13 protein-coding genes and 1 pseudogene are annotated in these 15,114 nt (G+C 57.7%); all 14 read right to left on the reverse strand.

Annotated features, from left to right (window positions below):
• Positions 1-144 precede the first annotated feature (144 nt).
• The 14 genes and pseudogenes from ACEWPJ_RS17390 to ACEWPJ_RS17455 all read right to left on the reverse strand — a co-directional run bounded on the left by ACEWPJ_RS17390 (position 145) and on the right by ACEWPJ_RS17455 (position 15,017).
• Complete coding sequence (locus ACEWPJ_RS17390) at positions 145-1,071, reverse strand: electron transfer flavoprotein subunit alpha/FixB family protein (RefSeq protein ID WP_238373313.1); 927 nt, start codon at positions 1,069-1,071, stop codon at positions 145-147.
• Positions 1,071-1,829, reverse strand: a complete 759-nt coding sequence (locus tag ACEWPJ_RS17395; protein WP_238373312.1) for an electron transfer flavoprotein subunit beta/FixA family protein — start codon at positions 1,827-1,829, stop codon at positions 1,071-1,073. The genes ACEWPJ_RS17390 and ACEWPJ_RS17395 overlap by 1 nt, the downstream gene beginning before the upstream one ends.
• 40 nt (positions 1,830-1,869) lie before the next feature.
• Positions 1,870-2,652, reverse strand: a complete 783-nt coding sequence (locus tag ACEWPJ_RS17400) for an enoyl-CoA hydratase/isomerase family protein (RefSeq protein ID WP_238373311.1) — start codon at positions 2,650-2,652, stop codon at positions 1,870-1,872.
• Positions 2,653-2,663: 11 nt separating this feature from the next.
• On the reverse strand, positions 2,664-3,440 hold the full coding sequence (locus ACEWPJ_RS17405) for an enoyl-CoA hydratase/isomerase family protein (protein ID WP_238373310.1): 777 nt from the start codon (positions 3,438-3,440) through the stop codon (positions 2,664-2,666).
• A 78-nt stretch (positions 3,441-3,518) separates the two neighbouring features.
• On the reverse strand, positions 3,519-4,769 hold the full coding sequence (locus tag ACEWPJ_RS17410) for an ABC transporter substrate-binding protein (protein ID WP_238373309.1): 1,251 nt from the start codon (positions 4,767-4,769) through the stop codon (positions 3,519-3,521).
• Positions 4,770-4,861: 92 nt separating this feature from the next.
• Entirely contained in the window at positions 4,862-6,100 is a 1,239-nt protein-coding gene (locus ACEWPJ_RS17415; RefSeq protein ID WP_337926834.1) for an ABC transporter substrate-binding protein, read from the reverse strand.
• Positions 6,101-6,133: 33 nt separating this feature from the next.
• The gene (locus ACEWPJ_RS17420) at positions 6,134-6,946 is read right to left on the reverse strand and encodes an ABC transporter ATP-binding protein (RefSeq protein WP_238373308.1); all 813 of its coding nucleotides are present in this window, start codon (positions 6,944-6,946) and stop codon (positions 6,134-6,136) included.
• Positions 6,947-6,957: 11 nt separating this feature from the next.
• Positions 6,958-8,031: a branched-chain amino acid ABC transporter permease gene (locus ACEWPJ_RS17425; protein ID WP_027238718.1), complete on the reverse strand. Its 1,074-nt coding sequence runs from the start codon at positions 8,029-8,031 to the stop codon at positions 6,958-6,960.
• A gap of 3 nt (positions 8,032-8,034) precedes the next feature.
• Complete coding sequence (locus ACEWPJ_RS17430) at positions 8,035-8,922, reverse strand: branched-chain amino acid ABC transporter permease (protein ID WP_238373307.1); 888 nt, start codon at positions 8,920-8,922, stop codon at positions 8,035-8,037.
• Entirely contained in the window at positions 8,923-10,842 is a 1,920-nt protein-coding gene (locus tag ACEWPJ_RS17435; protein ID WP_238373306.1) for an AMP-dependent synthetase/ligase, read from the reverse strand.
• The gene (locus ACEWPJ_RS17440; RefSeq protein WP_238373305.1) at positions 10,835-11,641 is read right to left on the reverse strand and encodes an ABC transporter ATP-binding protein; all 807 of its coding nucleotides are present in this window, start codon (positions 11,639-11,641) and stop codon (positions 10,835-10,837) included. The genes ACEWPJ_RS17435 and ACEWPJ_RS17440 overlap by 8 nt, the downstream gene beginning before the upstream one ends.
• A gap of 38 nt (positions 11,642-11,679) precedes the next feature.
• Positions 11,680-12,534 (reverse strand): SDR family oxidoreductase, encoded by an 855-nt coding sequence (locus ACEWPJ_RS17445; protein ID WP_238373304.1) that lies wholly within the window; start codon positions 12,532-12,534, stop codon positions 11,680-11,682.
• Between the two features lie 108 nt (positions 12,535-12,642).
• Positions 12,643-13,797: pseudogene (locus tag ACEWPJ_RS17450) on the reverse strand (acyl-CoA dehydrogenase family protein).
• Positions 13,798-13,805: 8 nt separating this feature from the next.
• Entirely contained in the window at positions 13,806-15,017 is a 1,212-nt protein-coding gene (locus ACEWPJ_RS17455) for a CaiB/BaiF CoA transferase family protein (RefSeq protein ID WP_238373303.1), read from the reverse strand.
• Positions 15,018-15,114 lie beyond the last annotated feature (97 nt).

The raw sequence follows: 15,114 nt of genomic DNA on the forward strand, positions 1-15,114 counted from the left end.
ACTCTATGATCCAACCGAATGCTGGAACTACTTCAAGGCTGCCGGGTATGCCTCAAGTTAATTTAGAAACGCTTTAGGAACAAGATGAGCATACAAAGAAGGCCCGCCGGATGGCGGGCCTTCTCTCATTTGATGTGACGCGATTTACAGTGCGTCAGTCAGGGCCGGGACGGCCTCGAACAGGTCGGCGACCAGGCCGAAGTCAGCAACCTGGAAGATCGGGGCTTCTTCGTCCTTGTTGATCGCGACGATGATCTTGCTGTCCTTCATGCCAGCCAGGTGTTGGATGGCGCCCGAGATGCCAACGGCGACATACAGTTCGGGGGCAACAACTTTGCCGGTTTGCCCCACCTGCCAGTCGTTCGGGGCGTAGCCCGAGTCGACAGCAGCGCGCGAAGCCCCAACGGCGGCGCCCAGCTTGTCAGCCAGCTTTTCGATCAGGGCAAAATCCTCTTCGGATCCGACGCCACGGCCACCGGACACGACCACGCCGGCCGAGGTCAGCTCGGGGCGGTCCGATGCGGCCACCTTGTCTTCGACCCATTCGGACAGGCCGGGGTTGTCGGCAGCACCGATGGTTTCGACTGCGGCCGAGCCGCCTTCGCCAGCGGCGTCGAAGGTCGAGGTGCGGAAGGTGATAACCTTGGTCGCATCCAAAGATTTGACGGTTTGCACGGCGTTGCCGGCATAGATCGGGCGTTCGAACGTGTCTGCATCGACAACGCCAGAGGCGTCCGAAATCACCATCACGTCCAGCAGCGCAGCAACGCGCGGCATGACGTTCTTGGCGTCGGTCGTGGCGGGTGCCACGATGTGCGAATAGTCACCGACCAGCGACACGATCAGCGCGGCGGTGGGTTCCGCCATGCGGTGACCCAGCGACGCATCTTCAGCGACCAACACCTTGGCGACACCGTCGATCTTGGCGGCGGCTTCGCCAGCTGCGGCGGCGGAAGCACCCGCGGCCAGAACGGTCACGTCGCCCAGTGCCCGGGCGGCGGTGACGGCTTTGGCGGTGGCGTCCAGCGCCAGTTCACCATTGTTGATTTCGGCGAGAAGAAGAACAGCCATTACACAGCCCCCGCTTCTTTGAGTTTCGAAACCAGCTCGTCAACCGAGCCGACGATGATGCCGGCGGCACGTGTTGCCGGCTCGGTCGTTTTGACCACTTCAAGACGCGGCGAAGAGTCGACGCCGTAACCGGCGGCGGTTTTTTCGTCCAGCGGCTTCTTCTTGGCCTTCATGATGTTGGGCAGCGAAGCGTAACGCGGCTCGTTCAAGCGCAGGTCCACGGTGACGACTGCAGGCAAGTTGACCTTGATAGTCTGCAAACCGCCGTCGACCTCGCGGGTCACCACGGCCTTGTCGCCGTCGATGTCCAGTTCCGAGGCGAAGGTGCCTTGCGACCATCCCAACAGCGCCGACAGCATCTGGCCGGTGGCGTTCATGTCGTTGTCGATGGCCTGCTTACCGGCCAGGACCAGACCCGGCTGCTCTTCGTCGACAATGGCTTTCAGGATCTTGGCCACAGCCAGCGGTTCGATGTCCTGGTGGACGTCATTGGCGGCCACAACTAGAATGGCGCGATCCGCGCCCATGGCCAAAGCGGTGCGCAGGGTCTCTTGCGCTTGCTTCACACCGATCGAGACGACGACGACCTCGTCTGCCTTGTCGGCTTCTTTCAGGCGGATGGCCTCTTCGACGGCGATCTCGTCAAAGGGGTTCATCGACATCTTAACGTTGGCAAGATCGACACCGCTTCCGTCCGCTTTGACGCGCACTTTCACGTTGTAGTCGATCACGCGTTTGACAGGCACAAGCACCTTCATCTACGGTCTCCTTGGTTTGTTAGATACGGTTTCTACCGACCTATCGGTCGTTGAATTCGGGTTTTCTTTTCTCGGAGAACGCTTTCATGGCCTCTGGAAAATCATGCGCACACAGCAAAACGCTTTGGGCATCGCGCTCGATGTCCAGCGCCTCCAGATAGCTGCACTCCGCCGCGGCACGCATCACGCGCTTGGCGGTCTGAATGCCGAACATCGGGTGTGGGGCGATCTCGTGGGCAATTTCCAGAGCGCGTTGCTCGACCTGGTCGGGGGGTACGCATTCTTCGACAACTCGCAGTTCCCTGGCGGTGCGCCCGTCTATTTCACGACCTGTGAGAACAAGCATCCGCGCCACGCCCGCACCGGCACGCTGCTGAAGCAGCCAGCTCGAGCCGGTGTCGGGACAGCCGCCGACGCGCGCAAAAACTTCGCACAACCGGGCATCTTCGGCGGCTACGACGAAATCCGCAGACAGCGCCAGGCTGAGACCCGCACCAAATGCCACCCCGCATACAGCAGAAATCAGAGGCTTCCGAAACAGATAGGCCGCGCGTCCGCCATCGTGAACCCGGTCGACCATTTCCGATGTCGCCCTTGCGCCTTTCGCGATTTCAGCCTGAAATCCAACGAGATCGCCGCCGCTGCTGAAATGATCGCCGCCTGTCATGACAACGACGCGGATTACATCATCCTGTTCAGCCTCGCGCAGGAGCGCCACCAGTTCTTCGACGAACCCGATGCTGTAAGGGTTGCGTTTTGCCGGCTGAAGAAAACGCAGTATTCCGACAGGCCCATCCCTGTCCAGGCGAATAAGTTCAGTCATTCCGGTCTCCATCAGGTTCCTGTCCAGACCGGTGCGCGTTTTTCAGCAAAAGCCTTGGGGCCTTCAATCGCGTCGTTGCTGGCGTACACAACCTCATGCAGGCGCTTACCTTCTTCGAGGCCACCCGCGCAGCCCAGATCCATGGTTGCGCGAACGCCGCCCTTGGCAGCGATCACCGAAAGCGGAGCCCCACTGGCTATGCGTTTGGCAAGGTCGAATGCCCGCGCGCGAACGGCATCGGGGGAGTCCTCGATATAGTTGGTGAACCCGTATTCATGTAGCCGCTCGATCGGCATCAGGTCTCCGGTCAGCAGGATTTCCATAAGGATGGGCTGCGGTAGCATGGTCAGTGCCGGCGAAGCCCAAGGCGATCCGCGACCGATCTTCACCTCGGTAATGCCAACCTTGGTCCCCTTGAGTCCGACCCGCAAATCGCAATTCAGCGTCAGCATCATGCCGCCCGCCATCAGCGACCCCGTCATCGCCGCGATGATCGGCTTCCTGCAGGCGCGCATGGTCTCGTGAAATGGATCGCGCATCTTTGACAGGATATCGACGCCTTCGTCGCGCGCGATTTGCGTGGCTTCCTTGAGGTCCAGCCCGGCGCTGAAAACACCGCAATCGGCCGAGGTCAGTATGGCCACACGAACGCTGTCGTCCGCCTCGATCTTTTCCCAGGCATCCGTCAGCCCGTTCGTCGCGGCCACGGAAAGCGCGTTCTTGCGTTCGGGCCGATTGATACAGACGGTCGCAATGCCGTCTTCGATTTTTACATCAATTGGGCTCATGATACCTGCTCCGTTTTAACTGGTGACATTCTAGTGCGAAGCTTCCCCGCGACATGTTTGCCGCGGGGAAGTTCCTGCTTATTCGACAGAGAACGACTTGGAACTGTGCTTGATGACTTCCCACACAACGTCGAGATAGTCGGCGCTCCAGTCGGTCAGCGGAACCCAGGTTTCGCCATTCCACTGTTCGACCCGGGTCTTGCCGCCGCCGCCGTGGTCTTCACCGGTTACGGTCACCGGGGCCATGACGCCGTCGCCATCGAAGTTCTCGATCGATTCATAGGCAGCCTTCATGCTTTCTGGCGTGAGCGGCCAACCGTTTTCGGCAATCGCGATACGTGCGGCTTCAAAACCGGCCGAGTAAATCGCCATGCCCGTGTTGTAGTACACGTCGCGAACAAGGCTCTCGGGACCGCTGCCCTTGCCATTGGCATAGTAGGTGTCCAGCATCGTCTTGACGATCGGAACTTCCTGGCCACCGGCCACGTTGGTCCCGCGCAGGATGCCCTTCGCCTCTTCCTCGCCGATGTTGGCGATATCGACTTCGTTCAACCAGTTAACCGACAGATAGCGGTCGATCGGGAAGCGGTTGCGGCGCATTTCCTTGGAGGCGACCACGTGTCCGCCCGCCAGAAGCCAGCTGATCACGTAATCTGGCTTATCACGGCGGATACTGCTCCATGCGCCGGCTTGATCCGACCCGGGGAGCGGCACAGGATAAAGCTCCAGCTCAAACCCTTCCTTTTCAGAAAGTGTTTTCAGGATCTCGATCGGTTCCTGACCGAAGGGATAATCCAGATAGATGAACCCGATCTTTGCTTTGCTCAGGTCACCGCCCATCTGGCCTTTGATGAAGGCAACGTCATTTGCCGCCTGCTGCCAGTAGGTCGGGCCGACCGGGAAAACCCATTCGAACACCTCGCCGTCCACGGCATCGCCACGGCCAACGAAGGATTGCATCAGGACGTTTCCGTCCTTCATGGCACGCGGCAGAACCGCGTTCGTGACGGGCGTGGAAAGAAAGTTGAAAAGGAAAACACCGTCACGTTTGAGCTGCTCATAGCATTCCACGCCACGTTGCGGTTCGTTGCCATGGTCGCGAATGATGATTTCAACCGGATGGCCTTCAATTCCACCGTTTTCGTTGGTGTACATCGCCAGGTCCTGGGCTGCCTGGGCCACCTGCGGTGAAATGAACGTGTACGATTTACTAAGGTCGAAGCAAAGTCCGAAGCGGATCGGCTCCTTGTCCTGTGCCGCAGCCACCGTCGCGCTTGTTGCCAATGCGGCAGTAAGGGCCACCGCCTTGATGTGCTGTTTGATTTTCATATTCTCTCTCCCGTTGGTTGATTTTAGGGCGGCTAAACTGTTTTGTGAGCGCCGCCGCCCTGTACAGCGCCACCCTTCCTACTATCAGCCTGTCACTGCTCGTATTTTGCGGAACTTTCCTTAACCACATCCCACACGACATCGCCGTATTCAGAAATCCATTCGGTTTGCGGCACCCAAGCCTCCCCGTCCCACATTTCGATGCGCGTCTGGCCACCGCCGCCATGGTCTTCGGCCGTTACCGTAATGGGGGCCATCAACCCGTTGGCGTCATAACCCTTCAACGACTCGAGTCCGGCCTTGTAGGATGTCGGAGTGATTGGCAGCCCTTCGAGTTCGACCGCGTTGCGCGCGGCTTCGAACATGATCGAATACATGGCCAGCCCCGTATTATAGAAAACGTCCTGCGTCTTCTCAATCGGGCCCGAGCCCTGTCCGTTGTCATAAAGCTCGGTCATGATCTCCTTGAACAGGGCGACATCCTGACCGCCCACGACATTGGTACCGCGCTTGATGCCTTTGGCCGCATCAGTGCCGATATTGGCAATATCGACCTCGTTCAGCCAGTTGACCGAAATGTATTTTTCCATCGGGATGCGATTGCGCTGCATCTCTTTCGATGCGACCACATGGGCACCGCCCAGCATCCAGACGATCACGTGATCGGGCTTGTCGCGGCGCACCTTGGACCATACTCCGGCCTGGTCGCTGCCGGGCAGCGGAACGGGGTAAAGCTCAAGTTCGAAACCCTCTTTCTCGGACAGGGTTTCCAGAATCTCGATTGGCTCTTGTCCGAAAGGGTAATCGAAATAGACAAAGCCTACCTTCACACCCGACAGATCGCCGTCATGCAATTGCTTGATATAGGCAACGTCGTTGGCGGCTTGCCCCCAATAGGTAGGCCCGATCGGATAGACCCAGTCAAAAACCTTACCATCCACGGCATCGCCGCGGCCGACAAGTGACTGCATCAGGATACGTCCATCTTCCATGGCCCGAGGCAGGATGGCCAAAGACACTGGAGTGGACAGTGTATCGAAGACGAAAACGCCCTCGCGGCTGAGCTTGGAATAACACTCGATCCCGCGCTGCGGTTCGTTCCCGTGATCGCGCACGATAACCTCGACCGGTTCTCCTCCGATGCCGCCCTTCATATTGACCAGTTTGGCGAGATCCTGTGCCGCCTGGGCAACCTGCGGCGTGGCAAAGGTATAGGCTTTGCTGAGGTCGTAGCAGATGCCGATCTTGAATGGCTCAGCCAGCGCCTGGGTGCCGAACATCGCTCCGCCAACCATTGAAAACACGGCCAACGCTTTGGTAAATTTCTTCATTTGATCCTCCCTGAACAATTTCTGAATAGTACCTCAGCTCAGCCAACGTTTGCGTCGGCTGTAGTGCTTGACGTTGTGAAAATCGGTTTCTTCTCCGCCGCCCAGATAAAATTCCTGAATGTCGGAGTTGGATTTGAGCGCCTCGGCCGTGCCGTGCATGACAACGCGGCCGTTCTCAATCAGATACCCTTGCGAAACAATCTCCAGAGCGGCCAGCGCGTTCTGCTCCACCAGCAGGACGGATACGCCCTCCTCCTGATTGATCTTTTGCAGGATGCCGAAGATTTCCTCGACCAGGAACGGGGCAAGGCCGAGACTTGGTTCGTCGAGCATCAACAGTTTCGGCTGCGTCACCAGCGCCCTGCCGATGGCCAGCATCTGTTGCTCGCCACCAGACAAATAGCCTGCTTGCGAATTGCGGCGTTCGGCAAGTCGTGGGAAATAGTCGTAAATCTTTTCGTTTTCCGCATTCAGCGCCGATCGGGACATTCCGCGCGGCGCAGCAGCGGTCAGGTTCTCGTCGGGGGTCAGGTGTTCAAAGACCCGCCGCCCTTCGATGACGTGACAGATACCCATCCCGACGCGGTTTTGCGCGAGCACTTCGGTTATGTCTGTTCCCTGGAAGGTTACTTCACCTCGGCTGATGCGTCCGCGCTCTGCCTTCAGAAGACCGCTGATCGCTTTCAACGTGGTGCTTTTGCCCGCGCCGTTCGAGCCCAAGAGCGCGATCATCTCGCCTTTTGGCACCTTGACCGAAACACCTTTGATCGCCAGCATTACATTGTCGTACAGCACCTCGACACTGTTCATGGACAGAATGTGCTCGGCTTCAACTTTTTCTTGCATCGGCATTTCCCTTATTTCTTGAACTGATCGAAGGGCCAGACCATCAGATAGTCTCTGATGTTGCCGTAGAGTTTTCCCAAACCGAGCGGTTCGATCAGAAGGATAATGACGATCAGTGCGCCATAGACCGCATTCGGGATGTGAGCGAGCGTTTCAACATTGATCTGCATACCAAGCCCCTCGCTCACCGTGACGACGAGACCGTTCACCAAACCGGGGACAAGAAGGATCAGAGCAACACCGAAATAGGATCCGATTACGCTGCCGAGGCCGCCAACGATCACCATCGCAAGAACCTGGATAGATACGGTGACCGAAAACTGCTCCGGCGCGGCAAGAAAGAAGAAGGTGGCGACAAGCAAAGCACCACTGACGCCCGCGATGAAAGACGAAGTCGCGAAGGCTAGGATCTTGTAATAGAAACTGTTCACACCCAGGATCGCGGCAGCAAAGTCTTTTTCGCGTACCGCGACCAAGGCACGACCAAGCCCAGTGCGTTTGAGATTCAGCATGAAGATCGTCACCAACACACACCATCCGAAGGCGACATAGTAAAAACCGGTATCAGAGGTAATATCCTGCCCAAGAAACGCCAAAGTTGGTGACTGGAGCGATGCGTGCGAGCCCCCTGAAATCGCCGGCGAGTGGGTCAGAACCCAGTCCATCACGAATTGCATCGCAAGAGTCGTGAGTGCGAGATAGAGACCCTTGACCCGCAATGCGGCAAAGGCGAACAGGCTGCCGATCACAGATGACGTCAACCCGCCAATGATCAGGGCGAATTCCCATGGCACGCCGAAACGCGCCGCGTGGATCGCCGAATACGCCCCGACGGCCATGACCGCAGCATAGCCCAAGTGAAGTTGGCCAGCCCAACCTGTCACCAGGTTAAGTCCAAGGGCGGCGGCCGTCCAGATCAGCCACGGAAGCATGTAACTGTTCAGGTAGAGCGACGGTATGATGAATGGCGCGGCAAGTCCAATCAGGAAGATGAATACAGCCAGGTTCCGGTCAGCAGGTACCTTGAAGATACGACTGTCGGATACATAGTTGGCGTGATGGACACCGGAAAGTCTATAAAACATCCCTTAGACCCTTTCAATGTCGTGACGACCGAACAGTCCATGCGGACGGATCATGACCGTAAGAATGAGCACGGCGGCGACGATAAGCTCACGGCTTCCGCCTCCGACAAGCGGATCCAGAAAATCGGCACCAACGTTTTCGACGACGCCCAGAATTATGCCCGCGATCACTGCGCCGAGGATACTGTCGAGGCCACCAAGAACGGCCACCGTCAGGCCCTTCAGAAGCAACAGCGACAGCGCCTGATCTACACCCTGAATCTCGCCCCAGATGACGCCTGCGGCGACGGCAACAACTGATGCCAGTGCCCAGGACAACCCTACGCCGCGCTCAACCGAAATGCCGACCGACCACGAAGCCATGTAATCATCCGCGATCGCCCGCAACTTGATCCCGGTCCGGGTTCGGAAGAACAGCATGAAGGCGACAAAGAGTGCGAGCGCAACACCGGCACCGACAAGATGGATGCGGCTGACGAAGATGTCGCCCAGGAACAGCGGTTCATAGCTGACCCCCAAATCAACCGAACGGGATGTCCCACCCCAAATTGCAAGTGTTATTCCCCGCAGGAAGATGTCCAAGCCAAGTGTCAGCATCAAGATCATGACGACCGGGCGGCCCGCGAGACGGCGCAGGGCAACACGCTCGATGCCAAATCCCAGGCCGAACATGATCACCGCAGCAAGAGGAATGGCCAGCCACAGCGGCAGACCCGCGTCATGCGAAAGGGCAAGAACCACATAGGCCCCGACCATTGTCAGCCCACCCTGCGCCAGATTGGGCACCGAAGATGCTTTGTAAATCAGCACGAGGCCGATAGCGAAGAGCGAATACAAGAGACCCGTCAAGGCTCCATTGATCGCAAGCTCAGATAGAAAGACCCAATCCATTTATACCTCCCTGATGGGAAGGCTTCTTTCGACCTTCCCTACTTCCCCTGTCTCGTAAGTCACCTGCGCGCTTACGTGGACATCTTTTGAACCGTCGTAGAGCGCCGCGATCACGTCGACATAGCGTTCCTGTACGACCTTGCGTCGCAGTTTTCGGGTCCGCGTGATCTCACCATCGTCCGGGTCGAATTCCTTCGGCAGGCTGACAAAGCGTTTAAGACGCAACGGCTCTGTGACGGCCTTATTTACCCGTTCGAATGCCCCGTGCAGCAGCGCCGCGACCTCGTCGCGTTGCGACAAATCGGAATAGGACACATAAGGCACCCCGTTCACTTCGGCCCAGTGTCCCACTGCCTCGAAATCCACGCAGACCATAGCAGTCAATTCATCCAGGCCGGCACCGATAACAGCCGCATCCTTGATATACGGGCTGAATTTCAGCCGGTTCTCAATGTAGTTTGGCACATAGCGCTCACCTCCGGCTGTATGCATGACCTCGGAGACACGGCCCAGAACAACCAGGTGTCCGTCATCCTCCAGATACCCGGCATCGCCGGTATGCAGCCACCCGCCCTCAAGCGCTTCAGCAGTCGCTTCGGGTTTGTTGAAGTACCCTTCAAACACGCTGTCCGAACGCACCAGGATCTCTCCGTCTTCGGCGATTTTTACCTCGACGCCAGGTGCGGGTTTGCCAACGGTATGGAGGCGCACCTCGCCCGGAGCCTGAATCGCATTGATCGCGCTATTTTCGGTCTGACCGTAGAGCTGGCGCAATTTGATTCCCAGGGCTCGGTAGAAAACAAAAGTGTCCTCACCGATTGCTTCGCCGCCAGTGAACGCGTTCTTCAGACGACTCATCCCGAACTGGTCCTTGATCGGACCAAAAACGATCGCCTCGCCCAAAAGTCGGCCCAAAGGCTCTAGTGCACCGCCGCTAATGCCATTCAGCTTGCGTGTCTCGGCGGCAATCGCCCGGTCCATGAAGAAATGGTACAGCCATTTTTTGACCGGGGTCGAATTCTCGATACCCACTTGGATCGTCGTCAGCATCTGGTCCCAGCTTCTCGGCGCCGCCAGATAAAATGTCGGAGCGATTTCGCGCATGTCGCGAACGACGGTTTCCTGACGTTCAGGCACGTTCACGGTGAACCGGCAGTGCAGCGCCGCCGCGACGGTAATGGCGAAGTCGCCCACCCAGGCCATCGGCAGATAGGCGAGGATTTCCTCATTGTCGTCGAATGCACCCGCCGCATGCCCGTTCCTGGCCGCAGCAAGAACGTTCTTCTGACTCAGAACGATACCTTTCGGCTTGCCCGTGGTCCCTGACGAATGCATGAAAATGGCCGGATCGTCGGGCTTTGCCCGACCAAAGAGCTCATCGCGCAAACTTGGTGCTTCGTTCAAATCGTGCTGACCGACTTCGATCAGGTGATTCCAGGACATCAGCCCTTCAACCTCATAGAAGCCAAGACCCCGCTCTTCATCATAAATGATGTGATCAATGCCTTTCGCGCCCGCGTCTTTCAGTTCCAGGATTTTGTCTACCTGTTCCTGATCTTCGGCGATGGCCGCGACGATTTCGACTTCGCCAAGAAAGTGCCGAAGTTCTTCGAGTGTCGCGCCAGGATAGGCAGGCATTGCATAGGCACCGAGCAACGAAACAGCCAGCATGCCGCCATATAACCGTGCACGGTTGTCGCCCAGGAAAAGTACAGCCTTGCCCGGCTTTACACCGATTTTTTCAAGTCCAGCCGCGCAGGCAAGCACTTCTTCGGCGTATTCCGCCCAAGTGGTTTCTTTCCAGATCCCACGCTCTTTCTCGCGAAGTGCGATTTCCGATCCATGTCTCGAGGCGTTCAGTGCCAGCAGTGCGCCAATCGTATCGCCGCCCGAAGACTGTTTCTGCGTCAAATCAGTCATGCGACCCTCCGATATATGCCTCGATGACCCGCGGGTCTTTTACAACGTCCTTCGGAATGCCGCTGGCGATCATTTCTCCATAATTCAACGCCAGCATCCGATCGCAGATGCCGGTGATGACATCCATATGATGCTCGATCAGCAGAACGCTGACGCCACGCTCGGCACGGGCATCCAGAATGAAGCGGGACATATACCCCTTCTCTTCCTGGTTCATGCCTGCCATCGGCTCATCGAGTATCAACATTTGCGGCTCGGCCACCAATGCCCGCGCAAGCTCGACCCGTTTTTTCAGCCCGATCGGAAGACCATCGACCAACTCATGTCGGATGCTTTCAAGCTGTAGAAACTCGATCACCTCCTCGACGATCTTACGATTCTCGATCTCTTCATGCCGCGCCGCCCACCAATAGAGCGCAGTACGCAAGACGCCCGGTTTCATGTGAATGTGGCGCCCGAGCAGGATGTTGTCCAGAACGCTCATCCCGTTGAAAAGGGCAAGATTCTGGAATGTCCGCGCAACCCCGAGCTTGGCAACCTTATGAGGCGCTATGCCCGTGATGTCTTTTCCCGCCAGCCGGACAGCGCCTACGTTTGGCGGATAAAACCCGGTAATTGCATTCGTTAGTGTTGTCTTGCCGCTACCGTTTGGACCGACAAGTCCAAATATTTCTCCCTGCCGAATGACGAGATCCACACCGGTAACGGCGACGATGCCACCAAACCGTCGTTCGACCCCGTTGCATTCAAGTATCGCCCCGTCATCGGCACCGATTGCTGTATTACTCTTCGTCATCATCTAGATTTTGTTCTCCCCACGAAGGTTCATAGCTTTCATCAGGAAATCCGGAAGTAGTCCGGTCGCCCCGTTGGCCATGGGTCCCCCCACAATTGCTGCCCACCGTCGATGTTCAGAACTTCACCGGTTATGAATTTTCCTGAATTGGCCGCCATATAGACAACACCTTCAGCGACATCCCATTCGTCGCCGGCGTGCCGCATCGGATTGGAATCCTGGAAGGTAGCGGCACCCTCTGGAGGGTAGTTCCCGAAACCATTGCTTTCGCAGCAACCCGGCGCCACGCAGTTGACGCGAATATCATACGGCGCCCACTCCACCGCCACCGATTTGGAAAGGTAAATCACCCCCGCCCGGGCCGCACAGGTATGTGCGATGCCGGGCATGCCGCGCCAGATATCGGCCACGATGTTCACGATGGAACCCGATTGCTTATTTTCAACCCAGTGGCGCGTCGTGGATTGCATCATCCACCAGGTTCCGTTGAGGTTGGTGTCAATGACGGCGGTCCAGCCCTTCGGGGAAAAATCCAGCGCAGCCTGCGGAAACTGCCCCCCCGCATTGTTCACCAGAACGTCTATGGAGCCGAATTCCTGATTCGCCTTAGCGACAAAATCCTCGACCTGTTCAGGGTCACGGATGGTCATGGGCACGGCGAAAACTCTGCCCCCAAAACTCTCGAGGTACTCTTTGGCCGAGGCCAGCTTTTCCTCGTTGCGTCCATTGATCGCCAGATTGGCGCCCAGCCTGGCGAACAGGGTCGCAATCGCCAACCCCAAACCTCCGCCTGCACCGGTTACAACAACGGTTCTACCCGCGAACAAATCGCCAGCATACACGGTTGAGCGTTTTGACAGGTCTTCTCGCGAAGACCCGAACTGCGTCTCACTCATGACGCCTCCTCCCTTTTCCCCTATTGCGGGGCATTGTCTGATAATCTAACGACTGTTAGAAAAATAATCAAGTAGAGAATTTGCGCTATCCCAATCTGTGTCTCGCGGTCAGTAAGACTTTGGAAGTTCTAGCGCTTTTTCAGCAATGAATGATAACAACATCTGCGGCGTCACAGGTACAATGCGGAACAAGAGCGCTTCTCTGACCAGACGCTCCACGTGATATCCCTTTGCGTAACCGAATCCGCCAAAGGTGATCTGTGCGGCCTCGGTCGCCTCAACCGCGGCGTCGGCGGCCAATAGCTTGGCTGCGTTCGCCTCGATGCCGCAGGGCTCCCCCGCATCGTAAAGGGCGGCGGCGTGCATCACCATGAGATTGGCCTATTCCACCCGCGCCCAAGCCTGAGCGAGCGGATGCTGAACGCCCTGATTCTGACCGATGGGCCGGTCGAAAACCACTCGTTCATTGGCATATTGCGCCGCGCGGGTCAGAGCGTTGCGTGCGATGCCGATGCATTCGCCCGCCACAAGGATGCATTCTGGATTCAGCCCATGCAGAATTTGCCTAAACCCTTTGCCCTCTTCTCCGATCAGGTCTTCGCCAGGTATCGGCAACCCGTCGATGAAGACCTCGTTCGAATCGACAGCCTTGCGCCCCATCTTTTCGATCTCTCGCACATCAACGAAATTACGGTTGAGATCGGTATAGAACAGGCTCAGCCCGTCGGTCGGGTTAGTCACATCCTCAAGCCGCGTTGTTCTGGCCAGAAGCAACATTTTGTCCGCCACCTGCGCAGTCTAAATCCAGACCTTTTGACCATGCACGACATACCTGTCCCCCTGTCGCACCGCCATGGTCTTTAGCTTTGTGGTATCCAGCCCCGTCGCCGGTTCGGTGACGGCGAAACAAGCCTTTTCATCACCCGCGATCAGGGGGCTCAGCATGCGCGCGCGCTGTTCATCAGTCCCGAACTTCACCACCGGGTTGAGCCCGAAAATGTTCATGTGGATGGCCGAGGCCCCGCTCGCGCCAGCCCCGGACTCGGCGATCGCCTGCATCATGATCGTCGCTTCAGTGATCCCCAGGTCGACGCCGCCGACCGCTTCAGGCATGGCGATGCCAAGCCAACCGCCATCGGCCATTGCCCTGTGCAAATCATGGGGAAAACCACCGTTGCGATCCCGGTCCAGCCAGTAGTCATCGTCGAATTGTGCACAAATCCGCAGAATCTGGTCGCGGATTTCCTGTTGGCCGGGGGTCATTCTAAATGTCATGGCGTCCCCCTGCCTTCCAGTCTCACGAGTCCTGCCTCACAAAGGGCAGAGATTTGCTCATCGTCAAAACCAAGATCGCTTAGAATACTTCGGCTGTCTGCGCCGGGCGGTCGTCCCAGCCAGCGAAGTTCACCGGGCGTCGCGCTTAGATGCGGGATCGGACCGATGACCTGGGTCTGCTCGCCCTCGACCGATACGATGTCCCCGCGATGGCGTATCTGCTCATTGGTCGTGATCTCCTCGACGCTCAACACCCGAGAGGCAACCGCATCATGTCGGGCGAATACAGCCGTAACTTCTTCAGCGGTGTGCTGCGTGACGAAATCATTGATCGCGTCAAAGACCACCGCCATGTGCTGCGACATCTCGCCGAGTGTCTCGAACCGCGGGTCATCGGCCAAAGAGTCCCCTCCGACCGCGCGCAACAGGCGTCGCGCTGTTTCCGCGCTACCTGCCGAGACGGTCAGCCAAACCCCATCGGACGTGCGGAACATGCCCCCTGGAGCAAAGTCCATCGGCTGGCGCAGCCCGTTGCGCCGCGGCGAAAGGTTAGCACCCGTCAACGCGGGAACAGGATAGTCCATCAATCGAAGCAGCGCTTCGAATACCGCCAGATCGACAACCTGACCCCGTGCTATCCCCTTTTCGCGGGCGAACAGCGCAATCATGATTCCCAATGCGCCCATCAGACCTGTCGAGCTGTCGGCCGCCGGAAATCCGGGGTGCATCGGCGGCCCGTCGGGGAAACCGGTCAGATGTGCTAAACCACTCATGGCTTCTGCCGCACGACCAAACGCAGGTACGTCCCGCATCGGACCTTCCTGTCCGTAACCCGATACGCGCAGAACAATCAGATCTGGGTTCCACTCATGAAGGGTTTCAGGCCCGATACCAGCACGTTCAAGCACGCCCGGTCGGAAGTTTTCGATAAGAACATCGGCACCTTCAACCAATTTGCGCAGGATGTCCCGGCCTTCGCCGGACTTCCAGTCTAGGCTCAGAATCTTCTTGTTGCGGCCCAGCGTCTTCCACCAAACGCCCGCTCCATCCTCTGCCTTGGGCCCGAGGTCGCGCATCATATCCGTTCGGTTGGGTGCCTCGATCTTGATGACATCTGCACCGAAATCCGAGAGCAAGGCTGCCGAAAAAGGTCCGGCAATTACGTGGCCAAGTTCGATGATTTTCAGGTGATCAAGGGGTCCAGGCATTCGTTCTCGCCGCCAGTAATCTAACATTTGTTAGAATAGTAGCCTCGTGGACGGCAAACCTCAAGACTTGAGATTGCGAAATGGGGTCTGATGCCGC

The organism is Aliiroseovarius sp. YM-037 (assembly GCF_048060095.1).
Lineage (GTDB): Bacteria > Pseudomonadota > Alphaproteobacteria > Rhodobacterales > Rhodobacteraceae > JBLUOA01.

Bases quoted from the DNA above. Each gene is read 5' to 3' on its own strand.
- ACEWPJ_RS17390 (WP_238373313.1), bottom strand. From the start codon at position 1,071: ATGGCTGTTCTTCTTCTCGCCGAAATCAACAATGGTGAACTGGCGCTG.
- ACEWPJ_RS17395 (WP_238373312.1), bottom strand. From the start codon at position 1,829: ATGAAGGTGCTTGTGCCTGTCAAACGCGTGATCGACTACAACGTGAAA.
- ACEWPJ_RS17400 (WP_238373311.1), bottom strand. From the start codon at position 2,652: ATGACTGAACTTATTCGCCTGGACAGGGATGGGCCTGTCGGAATACTG.
- ACEWPJ_RS17405 (WP_238373310.1), bottom strand. From the start codon at position 3,440: ATGAGCCCAATTGATGTAAAAATCGAAGACGGCATTGCGACCGTCTGT.
- ACEWPJ_RS17410 (WP_238373309.1), bottom strand. From the start codon at position 4,769: ATGAAAATCAAACAGCACATCAAGGCGGTGGCCCTTACTGCCGCATTG.
- ACEWPJ_RS17415 (WP_337926834.1), bottom strand. From the start codon at position 6,100: ATGAAGAAATTTACCAAAGCGTTGGCCGTGTTTTCAATGGTTGGCGGA.
- ACEWPJ_RS17420 (WP_238373308.1), bottom strand. From the start codon at position 6,946: ATGCAAGAAAAAGTTGAAGCCGAGCACATTCTGTCCATGAACAGTGTC.
- ACEWPJ_RS17425 (WP_027238718.1), bottom strand. From the start codon at position 8,031: ATGTTTTATAGACTTTCCGGTGTCCATCACGCCAACTATGTATCCGAC.
- ACEWPJ_RS17430 (WP_238373307.1), bottom strand. From the start codon at position 8,922: ATGGATTGGGTCTTTCTATCTGAGCTTGCGATCAATGGAGCCTTGACG.
- ACEWPJ_RS17435 (WP_238373306.1), bottom strand. From the start codon at position 10,842: ATGACTGATTTGACGCAGAAACAGTCTTCGGGCGGCGATACGATTGGC.
- ACEWPJ_RS17440 (WP_238373305.1), bottom strand. From the start codon at position 11,641: ATGATGACGAAGAGTAATACAGCAATCGGTGCCGATGACGGGGCGATA.
- ACEWPJ_RS17445 (WP_238373304.1), bottom strand. From the start codon at position 12,534: ATGAGTGAGACGCAGTTCGGGTCTTCGCGAGAAGACCTGTCAAAACGC.
- ACEWPJ_RS17455 (WP_238373303.1), bottom strand. From the start codon at position 15,017: ATGCCTGGACCCCTTGATCACCTGAAAATCATCGAACTTGGCCACGTA.